This window comes from [Clostridium] aerotolerans DSM 5434 (assembly GCF_000687555.1).
Lineage (GTDB): Bacteria > Bacillota > Clostridia > Lachnospirales > Lachnospiraceae > Lacrimispora > Lacrimispora aerotolerans.
This window is the reverse complement of record NZ_JHWJ01000001.1, coordinates 261,586-279,632: the sequence shown is the minus strand read 5'-3', so window position 1 is coordinate 279,632 and position 18,047 is coordinate 261,586. Positions and strand designations below refer to the sequence as shown.

At 43.1% G+C, this 18,047-nt stretch carries 18 protein-coding genes; 4 read left to right on the top strand and 14 right to left on the bottom strand.

Annotation, left to right across the window (positions count from 1 at the left end; translation table 11 throughout):
- Positions 1-70: 70 nt before the first annotated feature.
- The 7 genes from T546_RS0101305 to T546_RS0101275 form a co-directional block, all read right to left on the bottom strand.
- Positions 71-634 carry a TetR/AcrR family transcriptional regulator gene (locus tag T546_RS0101305; RefSeq protein ID WP_024835310.1) on the bottom strand — a complete coding sequence of 188 codons (564 nt, stop codon included), beginning with the start codon at positions 632-634 and terminating at the stop codon, positions 71-73.
- 222 nt (positions 635-856) lie between these two features.
- The gene (locus T546_RS0101300; RefSeq protein ID WP_026890070.1) at positions 857-1,552 is read right to left on the bottom strand and encodes a tryptophan synthase subunit alpha; all 696 of its coding nucleotides are present in this window, start codon (positions 1,550-1,552) and stop codon (positions 857-859) included.
- Entirely contained in the window at positions 1,552-2,832 is a 1,281-nt protein-coding gene (locus T546_RS0101295) for a PTS ascorbate transporter subunit IIC (RefSeq protein ID WP_026890069.1), read from the bottom strand. Before T546_RS0101295 ends, T546_RS0101300 begins: the two co-directional genes overlap by 1 nt.
- Positions 2,833-2,875: 43 nt before the next feature.
- Positions 2,876-3,151, bottom strand: coding sequence for a PTS sugar transporter subunit IIB (locus T546_RS0101290; protein WP_024835307.1), 276 nt, complete (start codon positions 3,149-3,151; stop codon positions 2,876-2,878).
- The gene (locus tag T546_RS0101285) at positions 3,148-5,181 is read right to left on the bottom strand and encodes a BglG family transcription antiterminator (protein WP_026890068.1); all 2,034 of its coding nucleotides are present in this window, start codon (positions 5,179-5,181) and stop codon (positions 3,148-3,150) included. The genes T546_RS0101290 and T546_RS0101285 overlap by 4 nt, the downstream gene beginning before the upstream one ends.
- Before the next feature lie 134 nt (positions 5,182-5,315).
- Entirely contained in the window at positions 5,316-5,609 is a 294-nt protein-coding gene (locus T546_RS0101280; protein ID WP_024835305.1) for a DUF4491 family protein, read from the bottom strand.
- Between the two features lie 231 nt (positions 5,610-5,840).
- A complete protein-coding gene (locus tag T546_RS0101275; protein WP_026890067.1) occupies positions 5,841-6,632 on the bottom strand; it encodes a hypothetical protein in 792 nt (263 codons plus the stop codon).
- A gap of 318 nt (positions 6,633-6,950) precedes the next feature.
- On the opposite strand from T546_RS0101275, the gene T546_RS0101270 reads away from it, so the two are divergent.
- Together T546_RS0101270 and T546_RS26285 are read left to right on the top strand one after the other, a co-directional pair.
- A complete protein-coding gene (locus T546_RS0101270; RefSeq protein WP_026890066.1) occupies positions 6,951-7,634 on the top strand; it encodes a response regulator transcription factor in 684 nt (227 codons plus the stop codon).
- Positions 7,635-7,655: 21 nt separating this feature from the next.
- The gene (locus T546_RS26285) at positions 7,656-7,799 is read left to right on the top strand and encodes an ATP-binding protein (RefSeq protein ID WP_084326115.1); all 144 of its coding nucleotides are present in this window, start codon (positions 7,656-7,658) and stop codon (positions 7,797-7,799) included.
- 77 nt (positions 7,800-7,876) lie between these two features.
- Here the strand turns inward: T546_RS26285 and T546_RS0101260 are convergent, their stop codons facing one another.
- From T546_RS0101260 to nirJ2, 6 genes are all read right to left on the bottom strand, one after another.
- Positions 7,877-8,722 (bottom strand): 2-oxoacid:ferredoxin oxidoreductase subunit beta, encoded by an 846-nt coding sequence (locus T546_RS0101260; RefSeq protein ID WP_026890064.1) that lies wholly within the window; start codon positions 8,720-8,722, stop codon positions 7,877-7,879.
- Positions 8,719-10,386: a 2-oxoacid:acceptor oxidoreductase subunit alpha gene (locus tag T546_RS0101255; RefSeq protein ID WP_026890063.1), complete on the bottom strand. Its 1,668-nt coding sequence runs from the start codon at positions 10,384-10,386 to the stop codon at positions 8,719-8,721. The genes T546_RS0101260 and T546_RS0101255 overlap by 4 nt, the downstream gene beginning before the upstream one ends.
- Before the next feature lie 141 nt (positions 10,387-10,527).
- Positions 10,528-11,292 (bottom strand): ABC transporter ATP-binding protein, encoded by a 765-nt coding sequence (locus T546_RS22580; RefSeq protein ID WP_051629524.1) that lies wholly within the window; start codon positions 11,290-11,292, stop codon positions 10,528-10,530.
- 14 nt (positions 11,293-11,306) lie between these two features.
- Complete coding sequence (locus tag T546_RS0101245; protein WP_026890062.1) at positions 11,307-12,332, bottom strand: FecCD family ABC transporter permease; 1,026 nt, start codon at positions 12,330-12,332, stop codon at positions 11,307-11,309.
- Positions 12,292-13,236: an ABC transporter substrate-binding protein gene (locus T546_RS0101240; protein WP_156951271.1), complete on the bottom strand. Its 945-nt coding sequence runs from the start codon at positions 13,234-13,236 to the stop codon at positions 12,292-12,294. The genes T546_RS0101245 and T546_RS0101240 overlap by 41 nt, the downstream gene beginning before the upstream one ends.
- Positions 13,233-14,270 (bottom strand): putative heme d1 biosynthesis radical SAM protein NirJ2, encoded by a 1,038-nt coding sequence (nirJ2, locus tag T546_RS0101235; RefSeq protein WP_084326060.1) that lies wholly within the window; start codon positions 14,268-14,270, stop codon positions 13,233-13,235. Before nirJ2 ends, T546_RS0101240 begins: the two co-directional genes overlap by 4 nt.
- A 175-nt stretch (positions 14,271-14,445) precedes the next feature.
- Here nirJ2 and T546_RS0101230 point away from each other — a divergent pair, with 175 nt between their 5' ends.
- Positions 14,446-14,862 (top strand): winged helix-turn-helix transcriptional regulator, encoded by a 417-nt coding sequence (locus tag T546_RS0101230; RefSeq protein WP_330371842.1) that lies wholly within the window; start codon positions 14,446-14,448, stop codon positions 14,860-14,862.
- A gap of 77 nt (positions 14,863-14,939) precedes the next feature.
- Here the strand turns inward: T546_RS0101230 and T546_RS0101225 are convergent, their stop codons facing one another.
- A complete protein-coding gene (locus tag T546_RS0101225) occupies positions 14,940-16,403 on the bottom strand; it encodes an NADP-dependent glyceraldehyde-3-phosphate dehydrogenase (protein WP_026890058.1) in 1,464 nt (487 codons plus the stop codon).
- Positions 16,404-16,962: 559 nt separating this feature from the next.
- On the opposite strand from T546_RS0101225, the gene citC reads away from it, so the two are divergent.
- On the top strand, positions 16,963-18,009 hold the full coding sequence (gene citC, locus T546_RS0101220) for a [citrate (pro-3S)-lyase] ligase (RefSeq protein WP_026890057.1): 1,047 nt from the start codon (positions 16,963-16,965) through the stop codon (positions 18,007-18,009).
- The last annotated feature ends 38 nt before the right edge of the window (positions 18,010-18,047 follow it).

Genomic DNA, 18,047 nt, shown 5'->3' with positions numbered 1-18,047 from the left:
TCATTTATGATTGAATATTTTTTTGCGAGATTTTCTGCAATTTCACCTGCATAACAATCCCGCCTTAATACTAACGCAATAATATATACTGTATCATCTCTATCATCTCTTCCAGCAGCTCTTCCTTCTGGTCTCTGGTCTTTCTGCTGTCAACTGCTATGGCCTTTACAGGCTGGAACATAATCGCCAGAATATTATCTTCTCTGTAGTCTTTGATCATATTCTGCTTTTTCATATCCTCCACAAGACTGTAGATGTTACAGATGCCCTTCTTCCCGGTACACTTGCCGCCCAGGGATGGACAATTGGAGAATTGCTCTACAAAACTGAATATCTCTTTATTCTCTAAAATGTAGCTGTAATAGCTGCGAATGAGGACTTCGATCTGTTTCTGCCCTTCCATCTTTCTGTCTATGGAATCCAGTAGATATCCATAAATTTCTTCTGAATATTCCATGTAGATGTCGTGAAGCATAACGTCCTTATTCTCAAAATAAATATATACCGTTGCCGGCGAAACCCCTGCCATCTTAGCGATTTTAGAGACAGAAGTGCCATGAAAGCCCTCCTGAAGGATCAGCTTAATAACTGCTTCTTTTATGCTTCTCACCTTTTCGTCGTCTTTCTTTCTCATGTCATCACCTCTATGGTTTTATAATAAATGATCATTCACTTATTGTCAAGTAATTTTTATACTCTCTGCAGATACTTTTAAATTGGAACAGGCAGACTACCCAAAAAATAAAGAAGTCCCCGGCATGCCGTACTCGCATCCCGGAGACTTCCTTCAATTTACAGTAAAACCTGCTGCTCTATGATAACACTCCCCTTGCTATTACTCACAACAGATTCTTTTCTATACTGCTTCTTTCAATTCTTCCATATAAGCCGTGAGGGCATCCATACCGCCCATTTGGTAACGCTTGATAAACTCAGTTCCTATAATAGCGCCATCCGCGCCGTTATTCATCACTTCTTTTATATCCTTAGAGGACTTAATTCCAAAGCCTACGAAAGTCGGTACAGCAGATAAGGACTTCACCCGTCGGACCACTTCAATGTATTCCGTTGGAAGAGAATCAAAGGAACCTGTTTTCCCCTCTCCTGATACCACATAGGCAAATAACTGATTATGCTCAAGGGCTGTAGAAAGTGAATGATCGTCACAGGATTTACTTAATACGGAGATCTGATTTGGAAAGGTTCCCGGCGGATAATCTCCATCCACACACAAGAAACCATGATACAGCTCCTTTGGTATTTCCTTCAGGCGAAAATGCTCCACGCCTTCTTTATAGGTCATGAGTACTACTTTAAACCGAAAACGTCTTTTGATTTCTTCTAATGTGCCTACCACATCTTCTGGGGTGATGTTTCGGGTCAGTATTTCCTTTTGAATATCTTTGATCACAGCACCATCCATAAAGGGATCAGAAACCGGTATTCCAAGTTCAAGATATCCGGCCTCTTCCTGATCCAGGAGCTCCAGTATCCGGAAGAAATTTTCCTTATCCGGGTAATAAAGCGGAAGGTAAAACACTAAATTCTTCATTACATACCTCCAAACAATTTAAGCAATAATCCTAAAATCGGGCCATAGAAGGAGTAATCTGTTTCACTTAAGATACGCATGATCGGTGCATAGCTTCCGATCATTGGAAGGAGCAGGGCCTGTCCGAAAATAAGAATCAGACCATTGACAAAGGAACCAATGATAGCTCCTCTTCGTCCGCCGTGAGCGTTACCGAAGATGGCTGTAATCGCACCAGTAAAGAAGGTAGGAATTAACGCCGGGAAAACCACGACCGGATAATTAATAAGTCCAAGAATCATCATACCAATCAGTCCGGCAATCAGGCTGGTAAGAAAGCCTACGATTACAGAGTTTGGATAATTGGGGAACAACAGTGGAATATCAAGTCCTGGCACAGAATTTGGAATGATTTTATTTGCAATTCCGTGGAATGCTGCAATAATTTCAGAAAGCATCATTCTTACACCAGTAATAATAACGGTAATCCACATACCAAAGGAAATACCACGCAAGAAGCTGAATACCACGATATCCTGACCGCTTGTAACATTCTCACGCACCCAAGCCGGTCCTGCGATAATACTTAATGCAAGGAATAGTATGGTCATAACAATGGTGAGGGAAATGGTCATCTCTCTTAAGAAGTTAAGTCTTTTCGGTACATGAATGTTTTCAAGATCATTTTCCTTGTTGCCAAATGCTTTTCCAAGAAGTGAGGAAATTAAAATACCAACAGAGCTGGAGTGAGCAAGAGTAAATCCTTCCCCTCCCTTTACTTCTTTCATAAACAAGGCCACATATGCACAGGAAAATGTCATATAAATGCCAAGGATCAGGGAACCGATTAAAACAAGTGGAACAAAGGAAAGGCTGGTTCCGAATTTTAACAGCGCCGCAATCAAACCTGCGTAAAAGAAGGATACGTGTGCGGATAAGTGAACATATTTAAAGCGGGTAAATCTAGCCAAAAGAAGATTGACTAAGAAACCCAGTGCAAAAATCAGTGCCATCTCCGTTCCGATTCCAGTAAGACTTTCGCTTTGAGCCGCACCAATATCTGTAGATACGGCAGGTACATTGAAAATCTTGGATATCAGTCCCTGGAGAGGCAAAAGTGACATACCAAGAGTCTGGCCTCCTACATTGATCATGGTAAAGCCGATCATTGTCTTGATTACACTTGGAAGAATCTGATCCCAGGTCTTCTTCTGAGCAGCCATACCAACGATAACAACAATACCAATAATAAATACGGCCTGGCTGAATACATTATTAATCAGATACATGAATACTCCCATATTTATCTCCCTTCTAAGGCTTATCTAAGCCCCATTCAGTAAATTACTTCTTATTAATTGCCTCCAAAAGCTGTTCTTTTAAATACTGCTTGTCCATCATATTGTCGATTCGGATGATATGAGCTTTGGAATCTCTCAGTACATCTGCAAAATCAGATGTTGTAATTAAAATGTCATAAAAATCCGGGCTGACAGATCCGATATCAGAAGCATCAACGGTTGCTTCTATCTTTTCCGCATCAAGAATCTGCTGAGTAAATAAACGAAGCATCATAGAGCTTCCTACACCTGCACCGCAAACTGTTACAATCTTAATCATAATGAACCCTCCTTAATAATTTCTAATATCTGTTCTGCATTTTCTGCCATGGTAAGGCGTTCTACCTTACTTTCATCCATTAGTATATCCGCAAGCTCTGTAAGAGCCTTTAGATGAGACTGGTGGTCAATGGCACATAAGCCAACCACAATTTTAACCGGATCATTCTTTGGGTGGCCGAATGGAATCGGCTCTTTTAAGGTTACAATGCTAAGTCCTATATCCAGCGCACCTTCTTCTGGTCTTGCATGGGGCATTGCGATTCCTGGGGCAATTACGATATAGGTTCCGTTTACCTCCACATTTTTTATCATGGCTCTGATATAAGCTTCCTCCGCCAGACCTTTGTCTACCAGAAGTCTGCCGCTTTCTGTTACGGCTTCATCCCGGCTGGCAGCTTCAAATTTTGCTGAGATCAGCTCAGTGGTTAAGATTTCTTTTAACATAGGTTGATAAATTCCTTTCTTTAATTGTGAATTTTCTGTAATTCCCAAATATATACTCAATTCGTTTTTTAAAGGCGTCAGCTGGTCCTCCTCAACCTTTACATATTTGTGAATAATGTTCATCACGTCGGATATGTGAATCTTTGCAGTGAGAAAGGACAATTGATTCTGTATTTCCTTGATATCATAGTCAGAAAGGTAGGGGGTAACCTTTAAGACCGGGATATCTCTGAATTGAAATGGCACCGTTGAGATGATGAAATCCGGATAATGCTCCTTCAGCCACAGTGCCGCATTCCTGACACTAAAGGTTCCAAGTATGTTTACATGGAACATGGATTGCAGCCTGCTTTTTAATATTTCGGAGGTACTGATTCCGGCATTGCACACGATGATTACATTGGGTGTTCTCCGGACTTGTTTTTCATTTCGTTCGATGACCGATGCAAAAAACAGGGTAAAATAAGATATCTCATGCTCATTAAACGTTACCTTCAACTTGTCCTCTAACACCTTGACTCCCTGTTCCACCGCTTTGTTAAGCCTTGAAAAATGATCCAGAACGTATTGAAGCAATGGATTTTCTGCCCAGTCAGAGGATAATGCTCTCTTATAGGCCGGTCGCAGGTGATTGAGAAGTCCCTCATAAAGTTTGGAATCCGTTAAAAACGCTTCAAAGCCATATTCCTTTTCCACTGCCTCGATGAACTCGTTGGTCACCAGGTGAAAAGGCAGCCATTTTTCCGACAGCAGCTCCTCGTATTTGACTACCGAGGCTTCTCCCAGCTTATTGGCCAGGTAAAAGCAGTCATCAACCGGGACCTCTCTCTGAAAAAGCTCTTCCAGCTCTTTCTTTCGTTCTACAAAGGTAATCTCTTCTCTGGTAAGGGGTTCCCTTGGACCCTCCGGAAATCGTTTTCCAATGGAAAGTCTGGCATAGGTGACCCAAAACGTTACCAGCATTCGCTGAAAAGAAACATCACTTAATTCTACATTGAGCCGCTTTGCCACATCATCCAGAAACGCCTCGCAGGAGTATAAAAACCGGAAGCTTCTCTTTTCTAATTTATCTTCGAAGAACAATGGGTCCTCGCTGATGGTCAGTATGAGAAGGTTTCTGATGCTTCGCTCATTTCCGGTAATTTGATAACCCTTAAATGGCGTCGCTTCCATTCCAATGGTATGGTAACGGAATATCTCCTTTATCTCCTTTAAATCTCCTAACAGAGTGTTTCTTGAGATATCCAGATCCTTTAGAAGGTCTTCTACGGTAAATTGGTCCCCGGATAATAAAATGGCTTCCATTACCCGCAGACGGCGAAATCTTTGGTTGGATAAAACAAAATCAGAAGTGGAACCGATCAGCTCTTCAAATTCAATCATCAAAGGCTCCTCGTAGATCAATCTTCCTTTATCTGCTTTGATGACTGGATATCCGGCAGCCTCCAGCATTTCATTTAATTTTTTTATATCGCTGTATATGGTCCTGGTACTTACAGCCATCTGCTGCGCCAGCTCCCGGACGGTAAATTCACGTTTGTTTTGGCAAACCAGCAGGAATATGTTTGGAAGTCTGTTTTCCATTGGTTCCTCCTTTATGATGAAAGTATAACATTTGTGCAAAACCATCAACAAATCCATTTTGTTTCACTGATTTTGAACAGATATGTATATGGTGTATTATTGTCTGCTTTTTTATCTTAAAATATTAGATAACTTCATTTTTTCTCTTTTTTCTTCGGATTCTCAGGAAACCAGCCTTTTTCTACTCTCTGCTTCTGCTCAAAAAGCTCGTTGATACTCCACAGCAGAGAAAACCCCATAACAGCCGATAGACAGGAGGCCGCTATATTGGTCAAAAAAAGTGACAGACCAATAAAAGCGATTCCTGTAATCAAAAATAAAGGCCACACCTTTGTACCAAAGTAATACTCCGATTTAATTACTACCGGATGCAGCAATCCGATGATTAGAAATGTTCCGATTCCAGTTATTAATCCCTGATAGTTCATAAGCTCCTCCATATGGATCTTCCAATCATTTTGGAAGGATCCTTTTCGTTTTTATTTCATTTTATTTTCCATTGGATGGAATTATACAGTATGCAAACAATTATGGATAGACGAAAAAAAGGTAAACTCCACCCTAACAGTCAAACACAGCCTATTTTTCTGTGTCTTACTATTAGGGGATCGTTTACCCCTTCTGCGGTGCTATATAGGAATTTTACAAAATCTAAAATTTTATGAAACGGTGTCAGAAGCTGTAGGAGGATTATCACAAGGCTTTTCCGGCATAGCTGCCTTTATGGCATCAGCCTCTGCTTGTGTGATAATACCCTCATTCACCATATTTGCAAACAGATCAACCTTTTCTTTCTTATGATTTGAAGAAAAATATTCCTGTTTTTCTGTTTCAGTCATAGCTTCCACTTTGGTTCTCTCTGCTTCTCTTTCAGATTCAAGATTATTTAAATAAGCTGTGATCTTGTCAGAAGCATTCTGGTCGATGGTTCCGGCGGATACAAGACCTGCCAGGTTGTTTTCAAGGAAGCCGAAGCCCCGCTTTTCTCCCCTTCCTTCTTCCTTGTGTTCAGGCATAGCTGCCTTAATGGCATCAGCCTGGGTCCAGGTGATGATTCCCTCACTCACTATATCAGAGAAAGGATCACCTTTCTGTCCTTCTTTCTTATTGGAGAAGTAATCTTTTCTTTCGTCCTCCGTCATAGCATCGATCTTGGCCTTTTCCTCTTCCCTGCTTGCTTGCTGGGCTTTCCTAAAAGCTATGATTTTATCAGCAGTTGCCTGGTCAATGGTTCCGTTGGAAACGAGGCTTTCCAGACTGCTCTGGCCTAATCCAAAGCCACCCTTATGGTCACGTCCGCCCTCTTTTCTTTCGGAAGGAACGGTTGACTCTGTCTGTGATGAACTTGCAGAAGAAGCAGATGTCTTTGCATATACCATTGCGCTGCTTCCAATCGATATAGATGCCAATGCAACAACTAATAATGAATAATTTTTAATGTTTTTTCTCATATGATCATCTCCTTATATTTATCTGTCAACAGTTGCTTTTAGCTTTTATTGATACTGCCTCCTTTCGTTTTGTTCTTCCCATATCATACCCGGTAAATTTGACGGACTTATGTTCGCAATCTGATTTTCCTCTGAACATTTCTAAGCCTTATTCTTCTCTTTTATTTTCCAGGAACAAATTTAAGCTTAATTTCAGGCAACAGACAAAGTAACGTCATTTCTATGTTATATAATGAGACGGATACTGTAATTAAGAGGAACTCATCTTAGATTCCCGGTATCTGATTATGTGCTACGATTGGAAAGAGGTGTGATTATATGGCAAAATTATTACTATGTGATGATGAGGCTGCGCTTCGTGCTGACCTGAAACGTTATGCCACTTCTGAAGAACATGAAGTAACAGAAGCAGGCAACGGATTAGAAGCAGTTTTACTTTGTCAAAAGGAATCCTTTGATATCATTATTATGGATGTTATGATGCCAGAGCTGGACGGCTTTTCTGCCATAAAGGAAATACGTAAAACAAGCCAGACACCCGTCATCATACTCTCCGCACGCGGCGAGGAGCATGACAAGATACTTGGCTTTGAACTGGGAATTGATGACTATGTAGTAAAACCATTTTCCACAAAAGAAATTATGCTGCGGGTAAATGCAATTTTACGCCGCACCTCCATAAGCACTGCTGCACTTGAAGAAAAGAGTCATATTGTATATATGAAAGAGGGACTTCGGGCAGATATGACTGCCTACAAGGTATCAATCGATGGTCAACCGGTGGATATGGCTCCCAAGGAATACGATCTTCTCTTCTTTCTCATACGCAATAAAGACATTGCCGTTGCGAGAGAGCGTATCTTAGCAGAAGTCTGGGGCTACGATTACTTTGGAGATGACCGGACTTTAGATACTCATATGAAATTACTTAGAAAATCACTGGGCCCATACGCTGGATTGATCACTACATTACGGGGATTGGGGTACCGGTTTGATGGATAAGATAAAACTCACAAACGTGGCATTACAGGTACCGGATCAGGTCTTTCTATCGTAAAAAAGATTATCTCCCTCCACGGGGGCACCTGCGGCGCCGAATCCAGCCAGGATATGGGGAGTGTGTTCTGGTTTCCGTTGAAGTTTCAGATATGCAAAAAACCAGGGTAGAAATCCACACACGAGGATTTTTACCCTGGTTTTCTGTAAGAGAGGCAGAATCATTTCACAGTGATTACTGTTTCTTCTTAAATAAAGCTTTGTATTAATTCGTCAAGCACATGGGGCTCTCTTTCCTGGTCAAGGAGAGGCTTTCCGTCTCTTAAGAGAGCATGCTTTTTGTGGAAATCTGCCTTATCCTCTCTATAGATGATACCAGTTGGAATCTTATCATCAAGGCCCATAGCAATTCTCATTGCCTCCAGCTTATCGGTATGGTCGTAATCCTCCGGCAGAGGCATAACTGCATTCTTATAATATGCGAATGTATTGATCTTATTAAAGGTAATGCAGGGCTGCATAATATCCACATATGCGTAGCCAGGATACTCAATGGCTGCTTTCATAAGGGCTGTCAGCTGCTTGGCATCACCGCTGAAGCCTCTGGCTACAAAGCCGGCTCCTGATGCCAGGGCCAAAAGCATTGGGTTTAAGGGAGGATTTATGTTGCCCTCCGTCTGTACCCCTGTCACATGACCTTCTGCTGTGGTTGGAGATGCCTGCCCTTTGGTCAGTCCGTAAATCTGGTTATCATGGACAAAATGGGTGATATTCACGTTTCTTCTGATGTTGTGAATAAAATGGTTTCCTCCTTCTCCGTAAGAATCCCCGTCACCGGAATTGACGATTACGGTAAGCTTTTCGTTGGCTATCTTAGCTGCCACTGCCGCCGGCAGCGCTCTGCCGTGGAGTCCGCAGAAGCTGTTGGCACTGATATACTGAGGTGTTTTCGCCGCCTGCCCGATTCCTCCAAGCATCAGCACCTCATGAGGATTCTTTCCTAACTCCTCTAAGGCTGTTTTTAAACTGTTTAATATGGAAAAATTACCGCAGCCAGGACACCAGGCTGTTTCATATGTTTTGAATTCACTCATGACTTTTTACCTCCTTCCAGTAATTGTTTCACGATTTCTTCTCCTGTGATCTGACGACCGTCATATTTTAAGATGCTGTCGTCACAGGCAATTCCTGTTTCTCCGCGAATCAGGGAAGCCAACTGGCCGGTGGCATTTTGCTCTACATTAATCAGCTTTCTGCCACTGGCATATTTCTTTAACCGTTCTTGGGGAAGGGGATAAATGTCTCCAAATACTAAGGCTCCATAGCTGCCGCCATTCTTATTGAGGGTCTGAACTGCTTCCTTTATGGGGCCATAAACAGAACCCCAGCCAAGGAGCAGGGTGGAGCAATTCTCATCGCCAATAAATTCAGGCTCTAAAAGCTCTTCGCATAGGCCCTTTAATTTCCTCATGCGCTTTTCCACCATCTGGTTTCTTACAAGGGCAGATTCTGTAATCCAGCCTCTTTCATCGTGTTCGTCACTGTCAGCTGCCACCAGATGCTCTGTCTTTCCAGGCACCAGTCTTGGGGAGATTCCATCTTCTGTAATCCGATAGCGTAAATACTCCCCTTCTGCCTCAGTGGCATGGTCTGAGAAGGATATCCGGGAGAAGTCATAAGGCTTTACACAGGCAGTTCCATCACCAAGATACTGGTCACTTAAAAGAATGACTGGTATCTGGTATTTTTCCGCCAGATTCAAAGCTCTGGCTGTCTGATAAAAAGCATCTTCCTGAGTCCTCAGCGCAATGACCATTCGTGGAAATTCTCCCTGGGAAGCGGAAATAACAAACTTTAGATCACTTTGTTCCGTTCTGGTGGGTAGACCTGTGGCAGGTCCCGGCCTCTGTACATCTACTACCACAAGAGGGATTTCCGCAATTCCGGAAAAGCCCAGGGCCTCTACCTTAAGACAGAAACCGCCTCCGCTGGTTCCGGTCATGGCTCTTGCGCCTGCAAAGGAGGCACCGATTGCCATATTGACGGCTGCAATCTCATCCTCTGCCTGCTCTACCAGTACTCCGGCAGAATTACCTACGGATGCCAGATATTCAAGAACGGCTGTTGACGGTGACATTGGATAGGCAGAATAAAACTTAAGGCCGCCGGCCACTGCTCCTAACCCTAAGGCTTCACTTCCTGAAATGAGCATATAATCCTGAAAGCCTCCGTCAAGATGCTCAAACAACGGTTCTACCTTTCCATAGCCTGCCTCCGCTGCTTTTACATTCACCTCCAGAATCTGGCTCTTCATCAGACTTTTCATCACTTCTTCCACATAGGTGAAAGGCTCTCCAAACAATTTTAATACTGCGCCGATCGCAACGCTTCCAGATGCTCGCACATTCCCAAGTTCCTTTGCAATCTGAGTCATGGGAAGCTTAATCATATTTAATTCCGGATCTGAATAATCCAGACTGATGTCACATAATATAAAACCTTTTCCTTTTAGTTTGTCTTTATGTAATACAATGGTTTCCTCATTAAGTGCTATGATTCCATCCAAAATATCGCTGTGAGAAGTAATCTCTTCTGTACCAAAACGCAGGAGGGAAAAGTTATGGCCTCCCCGAACCCGTGACATGAAATCTCTCGTTGTAAAAATATAGTAACCGGAACGCTTTAACAGCTTTTCCAGAATAGATACTGTGGTGTCAATGCCCTGTCCGGCTGCACCGCCAATCAGAATATTATACATAAGCTTACCTCCTTGTATTTTTCACTAATTATACCTTAATCCGACAATATTTTCAATATTATATATATTATCTTTAAAAGTTTTATTATTTGTTTATTATTTGTTTATTTTCATTGTAATTTCTCATGAAATAACCTGATGTTACCTCTTCAAATAATAAAACTGAGATTCCTCCTCCTGTGAAACGCTTTGTATTTTCACACCAAACCTTTCGCCGATTCGTTCATGAAGTCCCTGATCGGCTGCGGAATTAAAGCTGACAATCCTTCCCTGATCCATTAAAATCACCTGATCGGCATAATTTAGTGCCAGATTCATATCGTGAAGGACCATGACTACCGTCTTTCCCATCTTCTCATTCAGCTCCCGTATCAGCTCCATCATGTCATAGGAGACGTTAATATCAAGATAAGTAGTGGGCTCATCTAATAATATTACCGGGGTATCCTGAGCCAGTATCATGGCAAGGAATACCCTCTGCCGTTCTCCCCCGGACAGCTGACACATTGGTTTTTCTCTAAACCAATTACAATCCGCCATTGCTATCGCCTGGTCTGTCATGAACTGGTCCTCATGAGAGGCCGGTTCTAAAAAAGACTGATAAGGGTACCTGCCAGAACGGACCGCTTGTTCCACCGTCATATCCGGTATGTGGCCACTTTGCAGCAGTACGGAGAATTCTCTGGCAAATAGCTTTCGTCTGATGGAGCTGATATCCAGTCCATTTAAGAGAATTCTTCCCCGGCTGGGCCTTAACAGACGGGCTAAAAGCTTGATGACCGTACTTTTTCCGCACCCATTGGGGCCTATGATGGCCGTTATCCTTCCCATTTCAAAGCTTATGTTCATATCCTCAATAAAGGGAATCTTGTTATAGGAATAAGCCACGTGCTCAAACCGGATCATAGCCTCCTCCTTTTCTAACCACTGATACGGTTCTTTCTGCTTTTTAAAATCAGATATAGAAAGCAGGGACTCCCAATCAACGACATAAAGATGCCTACCGGCAGCTCATAGGGCAGAAACATGGTTCTTGAAAGCAGATCGCAGATAATGACGAACCAGCCCCCTGTCAGGGCACTGGCAGGGATTACAAACCGGTTATCCGTGCCAATGAGCAGCTTTACGCCATGGGGAACCAAAAGTCCTACAAAGCCAATCAACCCACAAAAGCTTACCGCTGCACCGGCCAGGATGGAAGCCACAGCCAGATACAGGCACCTGCTTACGGGGACATTCATCCCAAGGGTTCTGGCATAGTCACTTCCAAGACTTAGAAGATTTAATCCTTTGGAAGAAAGAACTGCAAGTATCAGGCCAAGCATAATAAGAACGGAGGGACAGGCCAGAGCTTTAGTGGTCACAGAAGAGAGTCCTCCTGCCAGGAAATTGCCTGATCCTACGTAGGCATCGGGATATAAGATCATGATTGCGTTCATCCCGGCGCTGAATATACTGTTTACCACGAATCCGACCAACACCAGCATAAGCTGTGACATCTGGCCCAAAGCTCCCGCAAGAAGCACCAGCAGGCAGGCAAACATGGCACCGAAAAATGCAGCTGCCGGAAGCAGGTAAAGAGTGGGAGGAAGTAGAGCGGACGTCAGTAAAACAAAGAATCCGGCTCCGGCATTGACTCCTATAATGTTCGGGCTTGCCAGAGGATTATTGAGCACCGACTGAATGATGGTTCCAGACACGGCAAGACCGCTTCCAGCCAGCAGTGCACCTAACACTCTGGGGAAACGTACTGTCACTATAATACGAAATAAATAATCATCAGGATCCCCTTGGCTTAAAGTCTTTATAAGCAGTGGAAATCCTATGGGGCTGGCTCCCAGACAGAGTCCTGCCATCAGTCCTGCAAAAAGTCCTGCTGCTGACAAAAAAAGAAATATCCAGGCTTTACTTCTTTTCTCCTGAAAGAATGTTTGAAAGGTACTCATAGCTTTCCCCCCATTTTGCATCTGGTTTATATAAAAACATCTCTTTTGGCAAGATGATATAATGACTGTTTTTTACTGCTCGAAGTCCATTCCAGGCCGGGTTTTTCTCCACCGTTTCCTCTCGGTTTTTCTTTGCCAGCTCATCACTGTTTCCCATGGGCACGACAAAAATATAATCCGGGTCTTCCTGAATGATGGACTCCAGGTTAAATTCCTTTAACAGGCTCTTGTTTTTATCTGCAATGTTATTGCAGCCTAAATCCTTTAACATTTTTCCGGTCATGCACTGGGAATTTTTTACTATGGCGCCTCCGGAATAAGTCACGAGAAAGAGAATGGAGGGAGAAGGTAAGCTGCTTTTGGCTGAAAGTATGGAATCGATCTTCTGTTTGATTTCCACACCATTTTTTTCATAAAGATCCTTTCGCCCAGTGATATCCGTGCAGGTTTTCAGCATATCTAAATAATCCTCAAAATAAGTCACCTGGAAGTAAGCTGTCGTAATTCCCGCCTGATTCAGTGTATCCTTAAGTGCCACATGTTCCTTTGTTTCGGAAGACAGAATAACCAGATCCGGGGAGCATTCCATAATTTTTTCAAGGTTCGGACTGTTATAGGTACCAACTGTGACCATATCTTTTGAAAGGGTTAGTCCTCGCTCCTCGAAAGCATCATCGGTAACTCCAACCAGCTCTCCTCCTGCATTCAGCCAGGTCTCCGCAAAGCTTCCCATGAGGGCGACCACACGCTTTGGATTATTGACGGTGACCTCCTGGCCCAAAGCATCCGCAAACCGGTATCCTTCCAATGTAGGGGCCGGCTCCTCACTCTTACGGCTGCATCCATTCACCAATCCGGCAAGCAGAAAACAGAGGATTGCTGCTATTATGTACTTTACCTTCAAGCCAATGTCCCTCCTGTCTCAAAACCTTTTCCGTAGGCGCAGTAGCTGTCCTCTCCCATATAATCTCCCTCATGATAGTATCCTGCCCTTGCCCGGCAGCCTCCGCATTCCTCTTCATAAGCACAGCCATGACATGTCCCTTTGTAATGCCTGGTGCGAAGATGATTTAATAAGCTACTGTTCCTCCATATCTGGTCAAAGGGCTCCTCTCTGACATTGCCAGCTTCCTCTACCATGTAAGCACAGGGTCTTACGGTTCCCGTCGGGTCAATGATGCAATAGGACAGTCCTGCAAGACAGCCTTTTTGAAACCGGGTCTTTACATCCATCTGTTTTGCCACTCTGATAAACTGGGGAGCACAGGTAGGCTTTATATCAATGGGCACCTGCTTTTGCTTTTCCATAATGGTTTTTAACAGATTCTCATATTCCAGCACCTCAAGGGCGGTTCTTTCCAGGAACTTACCTCTGCCTACAGGAATGAGAAAAAACAGATAGCAGGCAATGGCACCTGTTCTTACACTGAAATCAATGATGTCACATACTTCGTTCTGATTCCAATCCATAATGGTGGTATGAATCTGAAAGGGCAGGCCTGCTTTTTTACAGTTCTCAATACCTTCCATGGTCAGTTGGTACGCGTCCTCTTTTCCCCGGAAATAGTTGTGTTTATCCTGATCCAGGCTGTCAATGCTAATTCCCATTGCTTTTGCGCCGCATTCTTTCAGCCTTCTTGCAGTATCCTCTGTAATCAAAGTTCCATTGGTACCAAAGACCGGGCGAAGGCCCTGAGCGCTGGCATATGACACCAGCTCATAGATGTCCGGTCGCATGAGAGGTTCTCCTCCACTGAATATCATAATTTTAAAACCTGCGGCTTTGATCTCTTCTATCATTTTTTTGGCTTCTTCTGTGCTCAGTTCCTTGTCACGCCTGCTTCCGGCATCCTGATAGCAATGCCTGCATTTTAAATTGCATTGATTGGTGGTCAGCCATGATACAATCATTCTTTTTCTCCTTCCATTTCCGTCCATACATTTTGCAGCAAAGCGAAAAAGTATATGCTATTATATGTATGGTGCCTGGCCCATAGAATCAAGGCAACGGCTAAAATGGTGCCTTCGTATTTACATTTTCTTGTGGAATGGTATAATGGAGTAGATGATTTAGATACCTGATATATTTTATATACCGAAAAGAGGTGATATTTTGTCTACAAAAGTGATCTGCAGCAAACCGATGCATGAAGAATGCTATATGAAAGGGCAATGTTTGAAATACAACGTCTGTCCCATGGCCATGGTCCAGGAGCTTGTTTCAGGTAAATGGAAAATCCTGATTCTCTGGTATTTGAGCAGCAATACCTTACGGTTCAGTGAAATCAAAAAACGGCTTCCACAGATAACCCAGAAGATGCTCACCTCCCAGCTTCGCAGTCTGGAAGAAGACAGACTGGTAAAACGAAAGGTCTATCCGGTGGTACCTTCCCGGGTGGAATACAGCTTAACAGAGCTGGGAGAAAAAATAATTCCCATTCTGGAACTGATGCACTCCTTTGGCAGCCAGTACTTAAACGCGGAGCTTGATACGGAATACGATCAGGAAGATAGAGCCGCAGAAAACTAAAAGCCCCAGGAGGGCATGAGACCCGCTTACGGTCCCATGCTTCCTGAGGCTTTTTCCTATGATAGAACATTCCTCTATTAATTATTTGACAAGTTGATTACCGTTACCTTTGGTCTTGACATGGACTCAATGGAATAGCGGATTCCCTGAGTACCGATTCCGGAAGCCTTTACGCCTAAGAATGGGAAATGATCCGGCCCTCTTTCTGTTTTGTTGTTGACCTGGACAGTACCTACCTCCAGCTTATCTGCCACATAAAAGGCATTGTTAATATTCTGAGTAAATACTGCGGACTGGAGACCATATTCTGACTCATTGGCTAGCTTTATGGCTTCATCCTTATCTTTTACCCGAATGATCGGAAGTACGGGGCCAAAAGGCTCTTCCCAGGCAAGTCGCATATCTGTGGTCACATAGTCAAACAGCGTAGGCTCAATTAAGTTTCCTTCCCGGTTTCCACCTGCCAAAAGCTTTGCTCCCTTTGCCTTGGCGTCTTCCATAAGCTCGCAGACAAAATCTGCTGCTTTGGTGCTGATGAGGGGCACAATATCCACATCTTTTTCAACAGGATTTCCCATGGTAAGCTTCTCTAACTTAGGCAGAATCTTTTCAATCAGCTGGTCAGCCACTTCTTCCACCACCAAAATCCTCTTTACTGCGGTACATCTCTGACCGGAATAGGAATAACCGCCTGCAACGATATTGCTTGCTGTCAGCTCCAGATCCGCATCCTCTAATACGATTGCAGCATCCTTACCTCCAAGCTCCATTAAGAGGGGTACCATACTGGTGATACTTGATATGTGAGCCCCAACCTCTGTGCTTCCGGTGAAGTTAATAAAATCTATGCCCTTATGAGTGGTGATATAATCTCCGATCTCACTGCCCTTTCCGGTTACCGTATTTAATACACCTGCCGGTACGCCTGCTTCTTCAAAGGCTCTTGCCAGATATAGGCCGCATAAGCTGCCCTGAGACGCTGGCTTTAATATAACAGAATTTCCTGCCATAAGACCTGGCGCGATTTTGGAGGCTGCAAGGTTTACGGGATAGTTAAAAGGTGAGATAGCTAAAACAACACCAAGAGGCTCTCTTCTTACGATAGATACCTTATTGTTCTTTCCACCTGGGAAGCTGTCTCCCGGTATGCTCTCGCCGGAGATATTTTTTGCGGTATCCGCGGTAAAACGAATGAAGTCAGCCGTTCTTTCTACCTCGGACCAGCAGCTCTTTCTGTCCTTTGATATCTCCCGGATCATTAAATCTGCCAGTTCTTCCTTATATTTTAGAAGAATATCTGCTGCCCGATATAAAATTTCCGCTTTTTCATCAATGGTAACATTTCTCCAAAGCTTCTGTGCTTCTCTCGCTGTCTCTATCGCCAGATCCACCTCTTCCTTTGACATGGCCGGTACCGTCCCTAAGACTGTGTTGTCTATGGGAGACTTTATTTCAATATAAGTATCACTTTTGCTTCCGACCCATTGGCCATTTAGCAAATTCCTGTATCGGTTGTTTTCATCTCTGATAGCTGTTATCATAAAACCACACTCCTATCCTTTTATTGATATCACTCATGCCTGTCAGCCAGGCTGTGTCTTTTGATTCATATTTTTTTGATTCTTCAGACAGTTCTTGTGTCTTTATCCTTAATATTATAACATTTGTATTCTTTTATCCAGTAGGCACTATTATGACACACAGTATCAAAAAAGTAACTATGAGCTAAAACGAGATTTTCTTGTAGTTTTATCTCATATATAGCTAAATATTTCCAAATTTAGTCCTGTAAATGTAACATAAGGGGAACGCATTGGGGACGTTTTTAAATTACAATGAAATCGAGCTTATTTTATCCCATGTAAGGGAGCACTTTTTGTATAGTATAAACAAAAAAATCATATCATATCAGAATCAGACGTCCTGATACAGAGGAAAATGCAAATAACTGCTCCCAGGCTATTTACATTTTTAATAGGAAATAATACAATTATTTATAAGAAAATAAAACCTGTTTCCGGTTCCGCATTTTGTGGAACCACTTTCCTGATATTCGGTCAGGGAGGATGTGTTAAAGGTTATCATGCAAAGGAGCAAATTATGAGTGAATATTCTATTTCTAAAGTTTCCCCCGATGATAAAAGGAGCAACCAGCTCATAGACCAGCTTCTTTTGGGAGAAGGAATCCGAAGAGACAAAAACCTGGATTATACATGTGCTATGTTCGACGAGGATTTTAACGTCGTTGCCACAGGAAGCTGCTATGGCAATACCTTACGTTGTCTGGCGGTCAGCAGCGCTCATCAGGGAGAAGGTCTCATGAATCAGATCATGTCCCATCTGACTGAGTATCAGTTCTCACAGGGCAACTCCCACATTTTCCTCTACACCAAATCAACTTCCTCTAAATTCTTTTCTGATCTTGGATTTTATGAGATTGTAAGAATCGAAGGCAAGGTAGTATTTATGGAGAACAAAAGACGGGGCTTTCAGGATTATTTAAGCCGCCTTGGTGAGAATAAAAAAGAAGGTAAGAATGTTGCTGCCATCGTAATGAATGCCAATCCTTTTACCCTGGGACATCTTACCCTGGTGGAAAAGGCTGCTGCAGAAAATGATGTGGTTCACCTTTTTATCGTCAGCGAGGATGTAAGCCTCATTCCGTTTTCTGTGAGAAAACGCCTGATTATGGAGGGGACGGCCCATCTAAACAACATATGCTACCATGACAGCGGCCCTTACATCATAAGCAATGCCACGTTCCCAAGCTACTTCCAAAAGGACGAAACATCCGTGATCGAAAGCCATGCCCTTTTAGATCTTGGGATCTTTATTAAGATTTCAGAGTCTCTGGGAATTAACAGAAGGTACGTAGGAGAAGAGCCTACCAGCCAGGTCACTGCTATCTATAATGAGATCATGAAGGAACGGCTTCCGGAAGCTGGGATTGAATGTATTATTATCCCCAGAAAGGAAGCAGAAGGAACGGTCATCAGTGCATCGACCGTAAGAAAGCTGATTAAGGAAGGTGATTTCTCTCATCTGACTTCCTTACTACCGGAGACTACCATACGCTTCTTTGAAAGCCCGGAGGCAGAGCCTATTATTAAGAAAATCAAAGAAGCAGAACAAGTCATTCATTACTAAAACAGGTAACGGCGGTCCCAGAAGGAACCGCCGCCATT

Excerpts from the sequence above, each read along its gene's own strand:
- T546_RS0101305 (WP_024835310.1), bottom strand. The coding sequence starts at position 634 with ATGAGAAAGAAAGACGACGAAAAGGTGAGAAGCATAAAAGAAGCAGTT.
- T546_RS0101300 (WP_026890070.1), bottom strand. The coding sequence starts at position 1,552 with ATGAAGAATTTAGTGTTTTACCTTCCGCTTTATTACCCGGATAAGGAA.
- T546_RS0101295 (WP_026890069.1), bottom strand. The coding sequence starts at position 2,832 with ATGGGAGTATTCATGTATCTGATTAATAATGTATTCAGCCAGGCCGTA.
- T546_RS0101290 (WP_024835307.1), bottom strand. The coding sequence starts at position 3,151 with ATGATTAAGATTGTAACAGTTTGCGGTGCAGGTGTAGGAAGCTCTATG.
- T546_RS0101285 (WP_026890068.1), bottom strand. The coding sequence starts at position 5,181 with ATGGAAAACAGACTTCCAAACATATTCCTGCTGGTTTGCCAAAACAAA.
- T546_RS0101280 (WP_024835305.1), bottom strand. The coding sequence starts at position 5,609 with ATGAACTATCAGGGATTAATAACTGGAATCGGAACATTTCTAATCATC.
- T546_RS0101275 (WP_026890067.1), bottom strand. The coding sequence starts at position 6,632 with ATGAGAAAAAACATTAAAAATTATTCATTATTAGTTGTTGCATTGGCA.
- T546_RS0101270 (WP_026890066.1), top strand. The coding sequence starts at position 6,951 with ATGGCAAAATTATTACTATGTGATGATGAGGCTGCGCTTCGTGCTGAC.
- T546_RS0101260 (WP_026890064.1), bottom strand. The coding sequence starts at position 8,722 with ATGAGTGAATTCAAAACATATGAAACAGCCTGGTGTCCTGGCTGCGGT.
- T546_RS0101255 (WP_026890063.1), bottom strand. The coding sequence starts at position 10,386 with ATGTATAATATTCTGATTGGCGGTGCAGCCGGACAGGGCATTGACACC.
- T546_RS22580 (WP_051629524.1), bottom strand. The coding sequence starts at position 11,292 with ATGATCCGGTTTGAGCACGTGGCTTATTCCTATAACAAGATTCCCTTT.
- T546_RS0101245 (WP_026890062.1), bottom strand. The coding sequence starts at position 12,332 with ATGAGTACCTTTCAAACATTCTTTCAGGAGAAAAGAAGTAAAGCCTGG.
- nirJ2 (WP_084326060.1), bottom strand. The coding sequence starts at position 14,270 with ATGGACGGAAATGGAAGGAGAAAAAGAATGATTGTATCATGGCTGACC.
- T546_RS0101225 (WP_026890058.1), bottom strand. The coding sequence starts at position 16,403 with ATGATAACAGCTATCAGAGATGAAAACAACCGATACAGGAATTTGCTA.
- citC (WP_026890057.1), top strand. The coding sequence starts at position 16,963 with ATGAGTGAATATTCTATTTCTAAAGTTTCCCCCGATGATAAAAGGAGC.